The following is a 14,536-nucleotide window of genomic DNA, read 5'->3' as shown; positions in this document are numbered from 1 at the left end:
GAGTTCAGAATGAAAAACGTACAGCAGAAGAGACGTCAGGAACAACTATCGCAAGCGGGGCTCGGTTAGCGGACCCGGGAGAGGAACTGCTTCGCGCGTTCTGTTTCCGGGCTGTCGAAGAGGTCCGACGGCGGCCCGGTCTCGACGATGCGCCCCTCGGACATCAACACGACGCGGTCGCCCACTTCGCGGGCGAAACCCATCTCGTGCGTGACGACGAGCATCGTCATCCCCTCCTCGGCGAGCGTCCGCATGACCCCCAGGACCTCGCCGACGAGTTCCGGGTCCAGCGCCGACGTCACCTCGTCGAACAGCATCACCTCGGGGTCCATCGCCAGCGCCCGCGCGATGGCGACGCGCTGTTGCTGGCCGCCCGACAGCTCCGCGGGATAGGAGTTCATCTGGTCGCCCAGTCCGACCGCCTCCAGCAACTCCCGTCCGCGCTGTCTGGCGTCGGCCTGCGAGAGTCCGCGAACGCGAATCGGTGCGAGCGTGACGTTCTGCAGCGCGGTCTTGTGCGGGAAGAGGTTGAAGTGCTGGAACACCATCCCGACCTTCTGGCGGAGGCGGTTCACGTCCACCCCGGGTGCGGTGATGGACTGGCCCGCGATGCGGACCTCGCCGCTCTGGATCTCCTCCAGTCGGTTCGCACACCGCAGTAGCGTGGACTTGCCGCTCCCGCTCGGCCCGATGACGACGACGACCTCCTGGGGGTCCACCGCGAGGTCGACGTCCTTCAGGACGTGGGCGCTCCCGAAGTACTTGTCCACGCCGTCGAACTCGACCATCGGCTCGCCCGTCACCTGCTCCGCGGTCGTCCTCACGGCGTCGCTCATCTAGTGGTCACCCCAGGTGAACCAGTTTCTCGACCCCTCCCCATCCTCGCCGTCCGACCCCCACTCGGCGCGAGTTTCGAGGTACTGGACCAGTCGCATGAGCGGAAGCGTGATGGCGAGGTACGTCACCGCGACGAGAACTATCGGCGTCCACGGGTCGAACTGGTTGGAGTTGATCTCCCGGAACACCGTGAGTATCTCGGGAAACGCGATGACCGTCAACAGCGAGGTGTCTTTCACGAGGATGACCTGGTCGTTGCCGATGGCGGCCAGCGAGTTGCGCCACGCTTGCGGGAGGACGACCTCCCGCATCGAATCGACGTACGCCATCCCCAGCGACCGTGCGGCCTCCATCTGCCCCTCCGGAACGGCGTTGATGCCGCCTTTGATGGCCTCGCCGACGTAGGCCGCGTGGTTCAGCGTCAGCGCGATGACGGCCGTGGCGAAACTCCAGTTCCCGACGGGGAACTCCCCCGGCGGCCACAGCGACGGGATGCCGAGGTAGATGATGAAGAGCTGGAACAGGAGCGGCGTCCCCCGGAAGAACTGGACGTACGCGGTGGCTATCGCGTGGGTGATGGACGTACGCGACACCCGTCCGAGACCGACGAACACCCCCGCGGTGACCGCGAGGACGCTGGAGATGACGACGACCTTGACGACGCGAACGAACGCCTCGACGAACCGCGGAATCACTGCGAACAGCAGGTCGTAGTCCACGTACTCCAGCAGGACGAGCGCGATGAACGCGAGTATCGCCGCGGTGAACAGAAGCGACACCGCGATGCCCGCCCACCTGACCCGTTCGTCGGTCACCACCCCCTCGCCGACCGAGACTTCGCTGCCGGGGTCCTCGGTGTACGTCTCGCCCATTGGGTGTTATCCACCCGTGGTCGTGGTCGTCTCCGCGGTGGCGTTTCCGGCGGTCGTGGTCCCCTGACCGCGTTGCACGATGCTCTGAGGCGGTTCGCCGGGGAAGTACTCCGTGTATATCTCCGCGTAGCGACCGCTCTGGATGACCGCGGCGAGCGCCTCGTTGACCTGCTGGCGGAACTCGTCGTCGTCTTCGCGGAAGGCGATGCCGTACCGCTCGACCGTGAGCGTCAGGTACGGCGGCGCGTTCTCGAACTCCCTGGCGGCCTCCCCTTCGCCCTCCAGCATGACGATGTTGTCCCTGTCTTCGGTGTACTGGAGGTTGACCGCGTTGTCGTTGATGACCGCGACCGCCTGCCCGTTTATCAGGGCGCTGAACGCGCCCGGAATCTGGTCGTAGCTGTCGACCGTGAGGTCGCCGTCGAACTGCTGTTTCAGTTCCTGGGCAGCGGCCTCCCCCGTCGTCCCCTTCTGGACCGCGACCGTCTGACCCCGCAGGTCCTGGAGCGACTCGATGCCGCTCCCCTGCAGTATCGCGACGGTCTGGTAGGCGATGAAGTACGGGTCCGAGAAGTCCACCTTCTGGTCGCGCTCCTCGTTTATCGTCATCGCCGACATGATGATTCGGAAGTTGCCGTTGTTCAGACTCGGGATGATGGTGTCGAACCCGGTCTGGACGAACTCGTACTGCCGGCCGAGTTCTCCCTGGAAGATGGCTTCCGCCATGTCCACGTCGAACCCGGTGAGGTCGCCGCCCTGGGTCCGGTACTCGAACGGCTTGTACGGGATGTCCGAACCGATGCGGACGACGCCTCCGTCGTCCTGCGCGCCGACCGTCCCGGCGACGGTCAGTCCGGCGATAGCTCCCGCGCTCCCCCTGAGAAAGTTGCGTCTGTGCATTCCGTGTTCCCCCGCGAACAACATGGTCGATGGCAGTATATAACTTTACTATCAGTTACCCGGGGGTGGGGGCTAAAACTTTCCTCGGGGGGAGAAAATCACGGCGAGGAGCCGGAGAGACGTGTCCCCTAATCGTCGGAGGGATAGCCGTCGGCCGTCTCGGTCGCCGAGGCGGTCTCCGCGCGCGGTTCCTCGTACGCCCACAGCGTCGCCGCCAGCAGCGCGGCGAAGATGACGAGCGCCGCGGCGTGGTGGGCGACCTGGACCCAGACCCCGTAGAACAGCACGGTCCCGCCGCCGAGCAGTATCTGGACCGGGAGGACGACCAGCGCCAGCGTCGCGGCCGCCCGGATGCGCGTGCTGTCGTAGTACTTCCACGCGCCCCACGTCGTCCCGAGGATGAAGAATCCGGTTATCATCGCCACCAGACGGTGGAACCACTCGATGAACCCCGGCACCGTCTCCCAGAGAAGTCCCCCGGCACAGAACGGCCAGTCGGCGCCACAGGACAAGCCCGCGCCGGCCGAGGCGGTGTAGACACCGAGCAGGATGAGCGCGAAGGTCAGCGCCGTCGTGACCGCGAACAGCCGACGGAGTCGAGCCCCCATCAGGCGTTCACCTCGATTGGGTCGGTGCGTTTCATTCCTATTCGAGAGCGTTGGGAGGCGGCGCACTTAGGTCTGTCCGACCGCGATTCCCGGCGCTAGCTCGGCCCGGCCGGACGACCGCGGTGCGCTTCCGACGGCGGTCGCGGGACGCGGTGCCGGCGGGGTGTCGGTCGGCGTGTCGCCTGCGGTCACGACGAGGGCGACCGGCGGCGGTCGACGACCTCGTCGCTCCGGCTACCGCCGGCCGCCTGCTCGACCCGGCGGAGCAGGTCGGGACGGGCCAGCGCGTACACAGTGTCGCCGGCCGCGAGCACCCGCTCCCGGGAGGGGAGCGCCGCTATCCCGCCGTCAGTCGGCCCGACCGCGACGACGGTCACGTCGAGGCCGCCGACGGGAAGTCCGACGAGGGGCGAGTCCGGGGCGAGCGTGACGACGGCCATCGTCACGTCGGCGGCGCGCAACTGCGCGGCGAACTCCCGTTCGGGGCGTTCCCGGGCCGGCAGGGTGACCAGCCGGTAGGACGTCGCGTCGTCGAGCGCCGCCGCGTCGGCGTCGTCGACAGCGAGCGTCACCACGTCGCCGGCCGCCGCCCGAAACTCGGCGGTGGCGACACGCTCCGGGCCGGCGTCGCCCTCGCGCCAGACGCCGACCACGTCGCCCGGGCCGGCGCTGAACGGCGGATCGGCGCGCACGGCCACCGCCGCGGTTCCGGGCGCGAGCGTCGGCCCCAGACCGGCGACGCGGCGGCCCACCGCGAGATACTCGACGGTTCCGTCGTCGGCGAGTTCCACGTCGACGTGACCGACGCCGTAATCGTCCTGGAGCCTGGCGACGAGGCGGGCCCGGAGTTCGGCGACCGTCAGACCGCGCGGGAACGTCAGCGTCTTGCCGGCGAGCGACGCCTTCGTCTCCGGTGGCGTCGAGTCGTAGCCGTCGACGTCCGCGATAGTCTCCGGAAGCCTGACGGTGATGACGCGGCCGACCGCGTTCACGATGCGGCTCACGTCCCGGTCGAGGGCGGTCGCGTCCGTGACGGTGGCCACGTCGGTCGTGAACCGGTCGCCGAAGCGCGCGCCGACGGCGGCGGTGAGCGACGCGACGGCGAACGCCACGACGGTGACGAGCGCCTTCGTGAACCCGAGCAGGTCGGTGTCGCCGCCGACGAACTGGGCGAGCGCGTACCGTGTGTTCAGCGCGAGGCCGACCGCTCCGAGACCGGCGAGGACCGCGACGCCGTCCGGGACGCGCTCGCGGGCGTACCAGCGGTGGAGGGCGGCTGCGCCGGCCGCGACCGCCGCGGACAGGAGTGCAAGTCCCCCGACCCGTGCCATCGCCTGCACCGTCCTCGTCGCGAGCGGTTCGGTCACGCGACCGCCTCCGCGAACCGGTCGAGCGCCGAGCGTGGCCCCACGGCGAACAGTTCGTCGCCGGCCGACAGCGCCGTCGGACCGCGCGGCGCGACGGTCCACTCGCCGGAGCGTCGGACCGCCAGCACGGCCACGTCGTAGCGTTCCCGGACGCCGACGTCGCCCAGCGTCGTGCCGTCCAGCGGTCCGCCGGCGCGCACGGCGAATTTCCGGAAGCGGTTGCCCGCTCGCCGCAGCAGCCCCAGGAGTTCGAACTCGCGACGCGTCCCCCGGGAGCGAACTCGGACCCCGACGTCCCGGCAGTCGAGAACGGCTGTCGCGTCGGTGCTCGGCACGGCGACGGTCACCCGACCCTCGCCGCCGGTCGTCGTCGGCGTGCGCGCCGGCGCGTCCGGAACGTCGGCGGCGGTTCCGTCGTCGGTCGTCGGTGCGGTTCCGGTCTCGCCGTCGTCCTCGGCCGGCGCGACGCCGTCGCTCCTGGCGCTGACGACCGTGCCGGCGAGTTCCCGGTCGGGTAGCGAGAGGACGACCTTGTCGCCGCGCGCCAGCCCCGTCGGGACGAGCGCGGGGACGGAGACGGCGCGCTGGCCCGCCGGTACGCGGCGGGAGAGGCTACCGGCCGGCGGCGCGGCGGCGACCGAGGCGCGGCCCCGCGAGTCGATGCTCACGGCGACGTCTTCGAGGTCGTAGTCGGTGCGGAGTCGGTCCGCGAGCCGCGTCTCCAGTTCCGAGAGCGGGAGGTCGGCGGGGAACGTCCACTCCCCCTCCCGAATCGCGGTCCGGAGGTCCTCGGACAGCGGCGGATGCCCCTACACGTCGCCGACCTCGCCGGCGACCCGGACCCGCACCTGACCGAAGTCGCCGACGCGCTCGACGACGTCCGCCGAGAGGCGGCCCGGAGCCAACCGCCGGAGGTCGACCCGGCGGGGGAAGGTCGCTCCCATCGCGTCGCCTTTCGCGTGGGAGTACTGGACGGCCATCATGACGACGACGAGCGCGACCACGGCCGCCGGCGAGTTGACGACGCTGGGGTCGATGAGGCCGAGGAGTCCGCCCTGGACGCCCGCGATGGCGACGCCGAGCACGACGACGGCGAATCCCGGCAGCGTGACGCCGGTCACGTAGCGGAAGACGAACCCGAGGCCCCACGCGACCAGCGCAGGGACGACGCCGGTCAGCGCACCGAGGTAGAGTCCGAGCAGCAGTTCGACCGGTAGCGACCCGTTCATATCTCCGCACAGACACGGGGGTGTTAAATATCCCGTCGGCCGCAACGGGCGAGCGTTCTCGCCGGGACCGTCCCGGCCGGAACTCGCCGGCGTACGGCAGACGGGGCACGTACCGACAGGTTCTCCGGGCGAGGAGTAGAACGCGAGGTATGGAGGTGAACGAGTGGCGCGAACGCCACGGCGGCCGGATCACCGTCGGACTGACGACGGCGGTGGCGGCGCTGTCCATCCTCGTCGGCATCGTCAACATCACGCCGACGCCGCTGCGGCCGTTCCCGGGCGTCGTTCCGTCGGTCGCGTCGCCCGTCGTTGAGCAGATGGCCGCGTTCACCGGCGTTCTCACCGGGTTTCTCGTCCTCACCGCCGCGTTCGCGCTGCGACACGGGCTCAGGAGCGCGTGGTACGCCACGCTCGTGTTGCTCCCTGTGACGGCGCTCCAGGGGCTCGTCCAGGCCAGTCCGCACTCGCTGCTGCTCGTCGTGCTCTCGCTGGTCGCGTTCCCCGTCGTGTTCGCGAACGGCGGGCGATACGACCGCCCGACGACGCTGACTGACTCCCAGCTCGCCGCCGGGGCGGCGCTCGTCGGCGTACAGCTGTACGGCACCGTCGGCACGTACGCGCTCCGCGACGAATTCCGGGGCATCGTCACGCCGATGGACGCACTCTACTACACCCTCGTCACGGCGAGCACCGTCGGCTACGGCGACGCGACGCCGATGACCCAGAGCGCCAGGCTCTTCGGCATGTCCATCGTCGTCCTCGGTGCGGCGAGCTTCGCGCTGGCGCTCGGGACGCTGCTCGGCCCCGCCATCGAAGCCCGCCTCGCACGCGCTCTCGGACGAATGACGACGAAACAGCTCGAACTCCTGGAGGACCACGTCCTCGTGCTGGGGTACGGACGACTGCTGACCGAATCGATTCTCACTGACATGGCCGACCGGACGTCGTTCCTCGTCGTCACCGAGAACGAGGAGGCCGTCGCGGAGCTGTCCGACCGCGAACTGAACGTCCTCTCGGCGGACCCGAGCGACGACGAGGTGCTCCAGCGGGCCGGCGTCGAGCGGGCGCGCGCCGTCGTCGTGGCGACGAGCGACGACGCGGAAGACGCGCTGGCCGTGCTGACCGCCCGTCATCTGAATCCCGACATCCGCATCGTCGCCGCCGCCGCGGAGCGGGAGAACGTGGAGAAACTGCGGCGCGCGGGCGCCGACGTGGTCGTCAGCCCCGCGGTCATCGGTCGGCTCGTCGTCGAGTCGGCGCTCGACGGACGGGGCAGCGAGTCGACGGTCGGTCCGACCGACGTCGAAGCGGATGAGTGACCCCGGCCCTCGCGGGTCGTCGGTGGGTCGCGTCGGACGGGCGGGACGAGCATCGCGACGCCGTGGTCACGGCCGATGGACGACGGCGACGTCGCAGTCGAGGTCGCCGATGCGCTGGAACGTCGGCGGTGCGACGAACCGCGAGGCGGCGCTGCGGTCGGTGCTCGCGCCGATGATGAACAGGTCGTAGTGGTCGTCGTTGGATGCCAGGAACTCCTCAATGTCGCTCCGGGCGACCCGCGTCTCGAACGAGCCGTCGAACGCCTCGACGAGGTCAGCGAGCATCGACTCGGTGGAGCGGCGGTCCCCCTCGCGGTCGATGCACGTACAGACGCCGACCGACCCGCCGCGGCCGACCAGCCGCCGCGCGAAGTCTATCATCGCGTGGGCCGTGTCGCCCGCCCGGCGAACCGGCACCAGCACGCGCCGCCACCGCCGCCGGGGCTCGCTGTCCGGCGCGGGGCGGTACGCGACGGCGTTGACGGTACCGCCGAACAGGGTCCGGACGAACCCCGAGAGCCCGCCCCGGTACTCCTCGTACGGGGTGACTATCAGGTCGCAGTTCATCTCGCGGGCGGTCCGGAGGACGGTCTGGCCGGGGTTCGAGCCGTCGCCCGCGACGACCACCTCGCAGCGAACGCCCAGCTTGGTGCGGATGCGGTGGGCCTGGGTCTCCAGCCGTTCGGCGGCGTCGTCGGCCGCCTGCGCCTCGGCGACGTCCTCCTCGGGGTCGAGTTCCGACGTCTCCGGGTCGACGAGCGTCGTGTCGGTCGCCGCCTCGGTCGAGAGCGTCTCGGCGGCCTCCGCTATCGCGCGGTCGTCGACGACGTCGACGAGGACGACCTTGCCGGCGTCGTGGGCTGCAGCGAGTTTCGCCCCGAACATCGCCGCTGCCTCGGCGTCCTCCCCTCGCATCGGTACGAGCACCTGGTCGTCGCCCTGCGTCGACCGGTAGAGGTAGCGCTCGCGCTGCTCGTAGAACTCGCTCCGCCAGAAGGAGAACGCCACGGCGACGACGCTGCTGGCGACGAACACGGAGCCGGCGTACTGCAGCAGGAAGTCACCGACGGTCCCGGAGTTCGAGAACACCGGCGCGATGAGCGCCAGCAGGGCCGTCGAGAACGCCGACGGCTCTTCGAAGTCGAACGCCCACGTCACTACGCCCGTGAGGAAGATGGTGAGCGCGGCCGCCACCGGCGAGACCCGCAGCGAGTCGGTTCCCAGCGGATCGTGTAGCGCCGTGTGCATGGCGACCCAGATGGCCGCGGTACCACAGAGCGCGCCGGCGGTCAGCCCCGCGACGAACTTCGTCGGCGAGGCGTACTTCCCCTCGGGGTCCGCGAACAGCGTGAACGTCCCGGATGCGAGCGGCGGGAAGAGAACGAACGGGAACACGTCCCCGGTGTTCGAGATGACCGTGACCGCCGCGATGAGGACCGGAACGAACAGGAGCACGGAGATGTGGACGAGATTGCTCGTGTGTTCGAGCCACGCGGCGAACTCCCGGAGCTCGCGCCGTTCGACTCGCCTGGCCCGCTGGAGCCACGGGCGAACGACGTCGACGAGGTCCCGTAGTACTCCGGACATCTGGCTAACACGAGCACGCTGGCACTCAAAAACCTGACTGACCGGCCGGGAGCGGTCGCGAGCGGCCGTCGGGCGACCCCGGCTTACAGCGACGTCACGGCGTCGAGCGAGATGCGAATCGCGCGCTCGACGTTGTCCTTCGCCTTCTCGGGGAGTTCCTCGTCCTCCGTGTCGGTTCCCTTCTGGGTCCCCTCGACGAGGTTGCCGTCGACGGTGCAGATAGCGCCCGCGGCCATCCCCTTCCGGCGGGCGATGGAGAAGACGGCCGCGGCCTCCATCTCCACGCAGAGGATGTTCGCCGCCTCCCAGTCGTCGACGTACTCGTCGGTTTCGGCGTAGAAGGCGTCGTCGCTGGCGATGGGTCCGACGTGGACGTCTTCGCCATTCGCCTCCGCGGCGTCGACCAGCGACGAGAGCACGTCGTAGTCCGGTACGGCGGGGTACTCGACGGCCTCGTAGCGCTCGCTCGTCCCCTCGTTTTTCGCCGCGCCCGTGGCGACGACCATGTCTCCGATGTCGATGTCCGACTGGAGCGCGCCGGTCGTCCCGACACGAATCACCGTCTCGACGCCGACGGCGTGTAACTCCTCGACGGCGATGGCCGCGGACGGACAGCCGATACCGGTCGAGCAGATGGTCAGTGGCGTCCCCTCGAACTCCGCGTTGACTACCTTGTACTCGCGGTTCTGGGAGACGACCGTCGAGTCGTCGCACTGGTCGGCGATGCGGTCGACGCGCCCCGGGTCGCCCGGGATGAGCGCCACGTCGTTCAGGTCGCCCTCCTCAACGAGCAGGTGTGGCTGCGTTGCCATGCGAGTGGGTTCCGGCGAAGCCGGCAAAAAGCGTCCGGGTTCGCGGCGACGCGCTGGAAACGAGGTCGTCAGCCACGTCGCGCGACCCGGCGAGAGCGCCGGCCCGAGACGACCGCACAAGGCTTATGCCCCGATTGGGATACGTGTCATTCATGTCACACTGTCCCGACTGCGGAGAGGACGTGACCGAACTGACGAAGAGCCAGGTCGCCGCCGACCACACGTTCAGCGCGGCGACCGTCTGGGAGTGTCCCCACTGCGGCGCAGTGCTCGGCGTGAGCGACAACGGCTAGGACCGCCGGTATCCGCCGTCAGGGCATGTACCGGACGCTCACGACGCCGTCCGCAGAGCGCACCTCCACCCGGGCGACGCCGAGGCGCGCCGCCCGCGAGAGCGTTCCCTCGTCGTCGAGCACGTCGGCCGCGGCGTCGTCGGTGTCCTCCGGCGGCACCGAGAGGACGTGAATCTCGCCGGTGCCGGCCCGCTCTTCGCGGGCCACGTCGCCGACCGCCTGGTCGGCGGCCAGTTCGCGCTCCCTGGCGGTCGGCGGTTCGTCGCTCGCCTCGACGTCGAGCGACCACTGGTCGTCTATCTCCACGACCGCCCACGTCACCTCCATCGGCGGTTCGGGCGCGACCGTGGCCTCGACAGCCTGGTCGACGTCGACGCCCGGATTCGTCGAGAGGGTGTGGACCTGCCCGTCGTGAACGTCTTTCAGCACCGCCGAGTCGTCCTCGGCGTGCGTGACGAGGAACGTGCTGGTCTTCTCGGTCATGGGCGAGCGTAGACGCCGACGCTTCTTCGGGGTTGCGTTCGTCGGCCGTCAACTGAGCAGGCGGTGGACGACGACGACGAGCGCGGCGCCCACGACCGGGGGAGCGAGCCCCCACAGCGGGGGGAGCGAGTAGAGGAAGGCGCCGACCGCGCCGGGGTCGGCCGACTGGAACTGCGGCGGCACGGAGATGGCGATGCCGGCGTACAGCAGGACGACGAAGGCGACGCCGGTCAGCGCGTGCGCGGCGTCGTAGCCGGGCGTGCTCTCGCCGCGACGGTGGCGACGCGCGACGAACAGCACGGGCGCGAACAGCGGCCCGAGGACGAACAGCGCGACGACGCCGAGGAACGCGTTCGCGGTGGTGACCAGCGCCGACTGGCCGACCGTCGCGAGGAACCAGCTCAGCAGTCCGAGCGCGAACACCAGCGCCAGCGCGGCACCGAGGAGGAAGCTAAAGAGCGCGTACAGTCGGAACAGCGTCGACTCCGACCGGCCGAACCCGTACCGGAACGCTCCGAGCAGGCCGGAGTACCCCTCGTCTCCGTCCTCGCCACTGGTCGACCCCTCGGGACCCGACTCGTCGGGCGGCGCTTCCCCGGGCGACTCCCGGGCCGCGGCGGTGTCGCTCATCACGTCCGAATCGGGGTCGAACGCAGGTAAATGGCGCGACTCCGCTCTCCCCGGTGACCGGCGGCCCTCTCGGATGCGCGGCGTCCGACCGTCCGAAACCGACAGACCCTTTCTCGAACGCACGAACCGCCAGGTATGAGCACCATCCGGGTCGTCTGGGGGACCGCCGCCGGGCCGACGAAGATGTCGTCGTACGACGCCGCGCTCGCGGACGCGGGCGTCCACAACTACAATCTCGTCCCCGTCTCCTCGGTCGTCCCCGCCGACGCGACCGTGGAGTCGGTCGGCACCGCGCCGGACCTCGGCCCCGCCGGCCAGCGTCTCACGGTCGTCGAGGCGGCCGCGACCCGCGCCGGCCCGGGACACGTCACCGCCGGTCTGGGCTGGACGACGGGCGACGGACCGGGCCTGTTCTACGAGGCCGCGGGCGAGACCGACGCCGAGACAGTCGAGGAGCGCGTGCGGACCGGGCTGGCCGCCGGCAGGGAGTTGCGCGACTGGGACTTCGCGGACGAGGAGACGAGGACAGTCGAGACCGACGCCGAGTCGGGCACCTACGCGAGCGCGGTCGTCCTGGCCGTCTACGGCGAGAGCGAACCCATCTGTTGAACCGCGAGCGACCACGACCGCTTATGTCGGCGGCCGGCGTGTGCGATGGTATGGGGGAACACGTTCTCGTCCCGATGGACGGCTCGGACCAGTCCAGGCGGGCACTGGAGTACGCGTTCGGAATGGAGGACGTCGACGTCACCGCCATCACCGTCGTCGACCCCTTCGACGTCGACCCGCTCACGCCGGGCTACCAGTCCCCGGTCGGCAAGTCCGGGATGCCGGGATACTCCCAGGAGTGGTACGAGAAGCAGTGGGACAACGCGAAGGAACTCCACGAGGAGGTGCGCGAGAAGGCCGAGAAGGCCGAGGAGTTCGATGGAGAGTTTGAGAGCGTCGTCAGGATGGGGAAGCCGGCGAACGAGATACTCCAGTACGTCGAGGACCACGACGTCGACCAGCTCGTCATCGGAGCGTCGGGGGAGAGCGGCCTCTCGCGCATTCTCATGGGGTCGACCGCGAAGACGGTGACGCGGCGCTCGCCCGTGACGGTGACGGTCGTTCGGTGAGTCGCTACCGGGGAGCGACGACGAGCCAGGCCACGAAGACGACGACGGCCCCGAGACCGGTGCTGGCGACCGCGTGGGTGCGCAGGCGGTCGAGCAGCGCGTGGGCGTCCTCGCCGACGCTCGCGACCTCGTAAACGTCGCCGCCGAGTTCGCAGCGCGGGAGGAAGTCCATCGCGACGTGGAGGAACACGCCGGCGGCGAACCCGAAGACGAGACCGTTGACGGCGGGGCTGGTGGGGAGTTCCAACAGCGCGGAGAGGACGGCGGCCACGCCGACGCCGCTAGCTGGCAGCAGGAGCACCGAGACGGGTTTCCCGGAACGCCCGAGACGGTGGGCCGCGACGTACCCCGCCGGCCCCTTGTGGGAGACGATGGCGAGGCCGAGCAGGAGGCCCAGGTCCGGCATGTTACCGTAGACGAGGCCGATGATGGCGCCGGCGGCGAGCGAGTGGGCGGTCAGTTCGACCGCGGCGTGGTCCATCGGGAAGTCCATGTGGGTCGCCCGGTGGCCGATGGTGTGCGCGCCGAACCCGGTGAGGACGCCGAGCGCGATACCGAAGCCGCCGTACCGGGGATGGTGACCGATGGCGTCCGGGACGAGGAAGACGGCAGCGCTCGTTATCATCGCGCCGCTGGCGAGGCCGAACGCCCAGACGAGACGGTCCACGTCGGTCGCGTCGCTCCTGCGCCCGCCGAGCACGGCCGCTCCCGCCATCGCCGCGAACGCGACCCAGCCGATGGTGACCACCTTCCAGAGGCCGGCCGTCGCCGCCAGCGCGGTACAGACGGCGAGCGCTCCCGCCCCTGCGAGCCCGATTCGAGAGAGTTGCGGCATCGTTATTAAGATTATAGCAGCCATTAATAAGCCCGTCGGTCGCCGGACGAATCGCGGTTGGCGACGAGAGTGCGGACGGTTCTCGGCCGCGCGGAACGCTTCGCGGTCGGGCACACGGTCGCATTTATCATCTCGCTGGCCGAACTTTCTGCATGAAGTTCGATACGGTCGAGGTCGACATCGGCACGCGGCGACCGGAGGTCCTCTTCAACGCGGCCGACGCCGAGGAACTCGGCGTCAACCCGCTCGACCGCGTCCAGATAGAGTACGACGGTCGGACCGTCATCGGCATCGTGGAGGTGACCGAGGAACTCGTCCCGGAGGAGACGCTGGGTGTGACCGAGCGGCTCGCACACGTCGACGGGACGGTCGACGTGACGCTGGCACCGAAACCCGACTCCGTACGGGTGCTCCACAAGAAACTCGACGACGTGGAGCTGGAAGCCGACGAACTACGCACCATCGTCGCGGACATCAACCAGGACCGCCTGAGCGACGTCGAACTCGGCGCGTACGTCTCCGCCGTCTACGCGAACGGCATGTCGCTGTCGGAGACGATGTACCTCACCGAGGCGATGACCGACGTGGGGGAGACCATCGACTGGGGCGAGTCGGTCGTCGCCGACAAACACTCCATCGGGGGCGTCGCGGGCAACCGCGTGACGCCCGTCGTCGTCCCCATCGTCGCCGCGGCTGGCGTCAAGATTCCCAAGACCTCCTCCCGGGCGGTCACCTCGCCCGCCGGCACCGCCGACACGATGGAGGTGTTCTGTGACGTCTCCTTCTCGCTGTCGGAGATCGAGACCATCGTCGCGGAGACGAACGGCTGTATGGTCTGGGGCGGCTCCGTCAACCTCTCGCCGGTCGACGACAAGATAATCCGGGCGCTGACGCCGCTGTCCATCGACCCGCCGGGGCAGGTCGTCGCGTCCGTCCTCTCGAAAAAGCGCAGCGCCGGATCGACGCACGTCCTCATCGACGTGCCGTACGGCGAGGGGTCGAAGGTCGACGGACTCGACGACGCCCGGGAGCTCGCCGAGGACTTCCAGCACGTCGGCGAGGACGCCGGGATGCACGTCGAGTGTGCCATCACCCAGGGCTCCCAGCCCATCGGTCGCGGTATCGGCCCCGTTCTCGAGGCCCGGGACGTGCTCGCCGTCCTGAACGGCGACGGCCCCGAGGAACTGCGGCTGAAGAGCCTCCGACTCGCGGACATCCTCCTCGACGGCTGCGGCTGCGAGGAGCGAGCCACCGAGATTCTCGACTCGGGGCAGGCACTGGCGAAGTTCCGCGAGATAGTCGCCGCACAGAACGGGGACCCGGACGTGACCCGAGAGGACCTCGGACCGGGCGAGCATCGGGCGGTCGTCCGCGCCGGGCGCGACGGCATCGTGACGCACGTCGACAACCGACTCGTCAGCGACCTCGCCAGACGTGCCGGAGCGCCGAAAGACGCGGGCGCGGGACTCGTCCTGCACCGGCGCGTCGGCCGGGACGTCCAACGGGGCGACGAACTGTTCACGCTGTACGCCGAGAAGGAGGGCAAACTGGACGACGCGCTGTCCCGGGAGCGTCGGGTCGAGACCGTCAGGGTCCGAGGTCGCGACGAGGCGCTGGTCGAGCGCGTGTGAGACGCCGCGTCCGTC

15 protein-coding genes and 1 pseudogene are annotated in these 14,536 nt (G+C 69.7%); 5 read left to right on the top strand and 11 right to left on the bottom strand.

Annotated features, from left to right (window positions below; genetic code table 11):
- Positions 1 to 65: 65 nt before the first annotated feature.
- The 6 genes and pseudogenes from ACRYA2_RS00630 to ACRYA2_RS00605 form a co-directional block, all read right to left on the bottom strand.
- Positions 66 to 836 (bottom strand): amino acid ABC transporter ATP-binding protein, encoded by a 771-nt coding sequence (locus ACRYA2_RS00630; protein WP_433623225.1) that lies wholly within the window; start codon positions 834 to 836, stop codon positions 66 to 68.
- A complete protein-coding gene (locus tag ACRYA2_RS00625) occupies positions 837 to 1,709 on the bottom strand; it encodes an amino acid ABC transporter permease (RefSeq protein WP_433623223.1) in 873 nt (290 codons plus the stop codon).
- 6 nt (positions 1,710 to 1,715) lie between these two features.
- Entirely contained in the window at positions 1,716 to 2,609 is an 894-nt protein-coding gene (locus tag ACRYA2_RS00620) for a transporter substrate-binding domain-containing protein (RefSeq protein ID WP_433623221.1), read from the bottom strand.
- A 128-nt stretch (positions 2,610 to 2,737) separates the two neighbouring features.
- Positions 2,738 to 3,217 carry a COX15/CtaA family protein gene (locus tag ACRYA2_RS00615; protein ID WP_113275165.1) on the bottom strand — a complete coding sequence of 160 codons (480 nt, stop codon included), beginning with the start codon at positions 3,215 to 3,217 and terminating at the stop codon, positions 2,738 to 2,740.
- 188 nt (positions 3,218 to 3,405) lie between these two features.
- On the bottom strand, positions 3,406 to 4,584 hold the full coding sequence (locus ACRYA2_RS00610; protein WP_433623219.1) for a TrkA C-terminal domain-containing protein: 1,179 nt from the start codon (positions 4,582 to 4,584) through the stop codon (positions 3,406 to 3,408).
- Positions 4,581 to 5,813 (bottom strand): annotated as a pseudogene (locus ACRYA2_RS00605) (potassium channel family protein). Before ACRYA2_RS00605 ends, ACRYA2_RS00610 begins: the two are co-directional and overlap by 4 nt.
- A gap of 149 nt (positions 5,814 to 5,962) precedes the next feature.
- Here ACRYA2_RS00605 and ACRYA2_RS00600 point away from each other — a divergent pair.
- The gene (locus ACRYA2_RS00600) at positions 5,963 to 7,132 is read left to right on the top strand and encodes an NAD-binding protein (protein WP_433623217.1); all 1,170 of its coding nucleotides are present in this window, start codon (positions 5,963 to 5,965) and stop codon (positions 7,130 to 7,132) included.
- A gap of 66 nt (positions 7,133 to 7,198) precedes the next feature.
- Here the strand turns inward: ACRYA2_RS00600 and ACRYA2_RS00595 are convergent, their stop codons facing one another.
- Both ACRYA2_RS00595 and ACRYA2_RS00590 read right to left on the bottom strand, forming a co-directional pair.
- Positions 7,199 to 8,719, bottom strand: a complete 1,521-nt coding sequence (locus ACRYA2_RS00595) for a universal stress protein (RefSeq protein ID WP_433623215.1) — start codon at positions 8,717 to 8,719, stop codon at positions 7,199 to 7,201.
- An 83-nt stretch (positions 8,720 to 8,802) separates the two neighbouring features.
- Positions 8,803 to 9,531: a nucleoside phosphorylase gene (locus ACRYA2_RS00590; protein ID WP_433623213.1), complete on the bottom strand. Its 729-nt coding sequence runs from the start codon at positions 9,529 to 9,531 to the stop codon at positions 8,803 to 8,805.
- Between the two features lie 152 nt (positions 9,532 to 9,683).
- Between ACRYA2_RS00590 and ACRYA2_RS00585 the strand changes: the two genes are divergently transcribed.
- A complete protein-coding gene (locus ACRYA2_RS00585) occupies positions 9,684 to 9,824 on the top strand; it encodes a hypothetical protein (RefSeq protein ID WP_433623211.1) in 141 nt (46 codons plus the stop codon).
- An 18-nt stretch (positions 9,825 to 9,842) separates the two neighbouring features.
- Here the strand turns inward: ACRYA2_RS00585 and ACRYA2_RS00580 are convergent, their stop codons facing one another.
- Positions 9,843 to 10,307, bottom strand: coding sequence for a DUF5812 family protein (locus ACRYA2_RS00580; protein WP_433623209.1), 465 nt, complete (start codon positions 10,305 to 10,307; stop codon positions 9,843 to 9,845).
- A gap of 48 nt (positions 10,308 to 10,355) precedes the next feature.
- Complete coding sequence (locus ACRYA2_RS00575; RefSeq protein ID WP_433623207.1) at positions 10,356 to 10,937, bottom strand: DUF8056 family protein; 582 nt, start codon at positions 10,935 to 10,937, stop codon at positions 10,356 to 10,358.
- A 135-nt stretch (positions 10,938 to 11,072) separates the two neighbouring features.
- Here ACRYA2_RS00575 and ACRYA2_RS00570 point away from each other — a divergent pair, with 135 nt between their 5' ends.
- Both ACRYA2_RS00570 and ACRYA2_RS00565 read left to right on the top strand, forming a co-directional pair.
- A complete protein-coding gene (locus ACRYA2_RS00570; protein WP_113275158.1) occupies positions 11,073 to 11,546 on the top strand; it encodes a pyruvoyl-dependent arginine decarboxylase in 474 nt (157 codons plus the stop codon).
- A 50-nt stretch (positions 11,547 to 11,596) separates the two neighbouring features.
- The gene (locus ACRYA2_RS00565; protein ID WP_433623205.1) at positions 11,597 to 12,055 is read left to right on the top strand and encodes a universal stress protein; all 459 of its coding nucleotides are present in this window, start codon (positions 11,597 to 11,599) and stop codon (positions 12,053 to 12,055) included.
- Between the two features lie 4 nt (positions 12,056 to 12,059).
- Here ACRYA2_RS00565 and ACRYA2_RS00560 read toward each other — a convergent pair whose 3' ends face one another.
- Positions 12,060 to 12,890, bottom strand: coding sequence for a ZIP family metal transporter (locus ACRYA2_RS00560; RefSeq protein ID WP_433623203.1), 831 nt, complete (start codon positions 12,888 to 12,890; stop codon positions 12,060 to 12,062).
- Between the two features lie 152 nt (positions 12,891 to 13,042).
- On the opposite strand from ACRYA2_RS00560, the gene ACRYA2_RS00555 reads away from it, so the two are divergent.
- On the top strand, positions 13,043 to 14,521 hold the full coding sequence (locus ACRYA2_RS00555; protein WP_433623201.1) for an AMP phosphorylase: 1,479 nt from the start codon (positions 13,043 to 13,045) through the stop codon (positions 14,519 to 14,521).
- The last annotated feature ends 15 nt before the right edge of the window (positions 14,522 to 14,536 follow it).

The organism is Halomicrococcus pelagicus (genome assembly GCF_050954125.1).
Note: the sequence above shows the minus strand (reverse complement) of the source record. Positions and strands in the feature narration are given on the sequence as shown.

Excerpts from the sequence above, each read along its gene's own strand:
- ACRYA2_RS00630 (WP_433623225.1), bottom strand. The coding sequence starts at position 836 with ATGAGCGACGCCGTGAGGACGACCGCGGAGCAGGTGACGGGCGAGCCG.
- ACRYA2_RS00625 (WP_433623223.1), bottom strand. The coding sequence starts at position 1,709 with ATGGGCGAGACGTACACCGAGGACCCCGGCAGCGAAGTCTCGGTCGGC.
- ACRYA2_RS00620 (WP_433623221.1), bottom strand. The coding sequence starts at position 2,609 with ATGCACAGACGCAACTTTCTCAGGGGGAGCGCGGGAGCTATCGCCGGA.
- ACRYA2_RS00615 (WP_113275165.1), bottom strand. The coding sequence starts at position 3,217 with ATGGGGGCTCGACTCCGTCGGCTGTTCGCGGTCACGACGGCGCTGACC.
- ACRYA2_RS00600 (WP_433623217.1), top strand. The coding sequence starts at position 5,963 with ATGGAGGTGAACGAGTGGCGCGAACGCCACGGCGGCCGGATCACCGTC.
- ACRYA2_RS00595 (WP_433623215.1), bottom strand. The coding sequence starts at position 8,719 with ATGTCCGGAGTACTACGGGACCTCGTCGACGTCGTTCGCCCGTGGCTC.
- ACRYA2_RS00590 (WP_433623213.1), bottom strand. The coding sequence starts at position 9,531 with ATGGCAACGCAGCCACACCTGCTCGTTGAGGAGGGCGACCTGAACGAC.
- ACRYA2_RS00585 (WP_433623211.1), top strand. The coding sequence starts at position 9,684 with ATGTCACACTGTCCCGACTGCGGAGAGGACGTGACCGAACTGACGAAG.
- ACRYA2_RS00580 (WP_433623209.1), bottom strand. The coding sequence starts at position 10,307 with ATGACCGAGAAGACCAGCACGTTCCTCGTCACGCACGCCGAGGACGAC.
- ACRYA2_RS00575 (WP_433623207.1), bottom strand. The coding sequence starts at position 10,937 with ATGAGCGACACCGCCGCGGCCCGGGAGTCGCCCGGGGAAGCGCCGCCC.
- ACRYA2_RS00570 (WP_113275158.1), top strand. The coding sequence starts at position 11,073 with ATGAGCACCATCCGGGTCGTCTGGGGGACCGCCGCCGGGCCGACGAAG.
- ACRYA2_RS00565 (WP_433623205.1), top strand. The coding sequence starts at position 11,597 with ATGGGGGAACACGTTCTCGTCCCGATGGACGGCTCGGACCAGTCCAGG.
- ACRYA2_RS00560 (WP_433623203.1), bottom strand. The coding sequence starts at position 12,890 with ATGCCGCAACTCTCTCGAATCGGGCTCGCAGGGGCGGGAGCGCTCGCC.
- ACRYA2_RS00555 (WP_433623201.1), top strand. The coding sequence starts at position 13,043 with ATGAAGTTCGATACGGTCGAGGTCGACATCGGCACGCGGCGACCGGAG.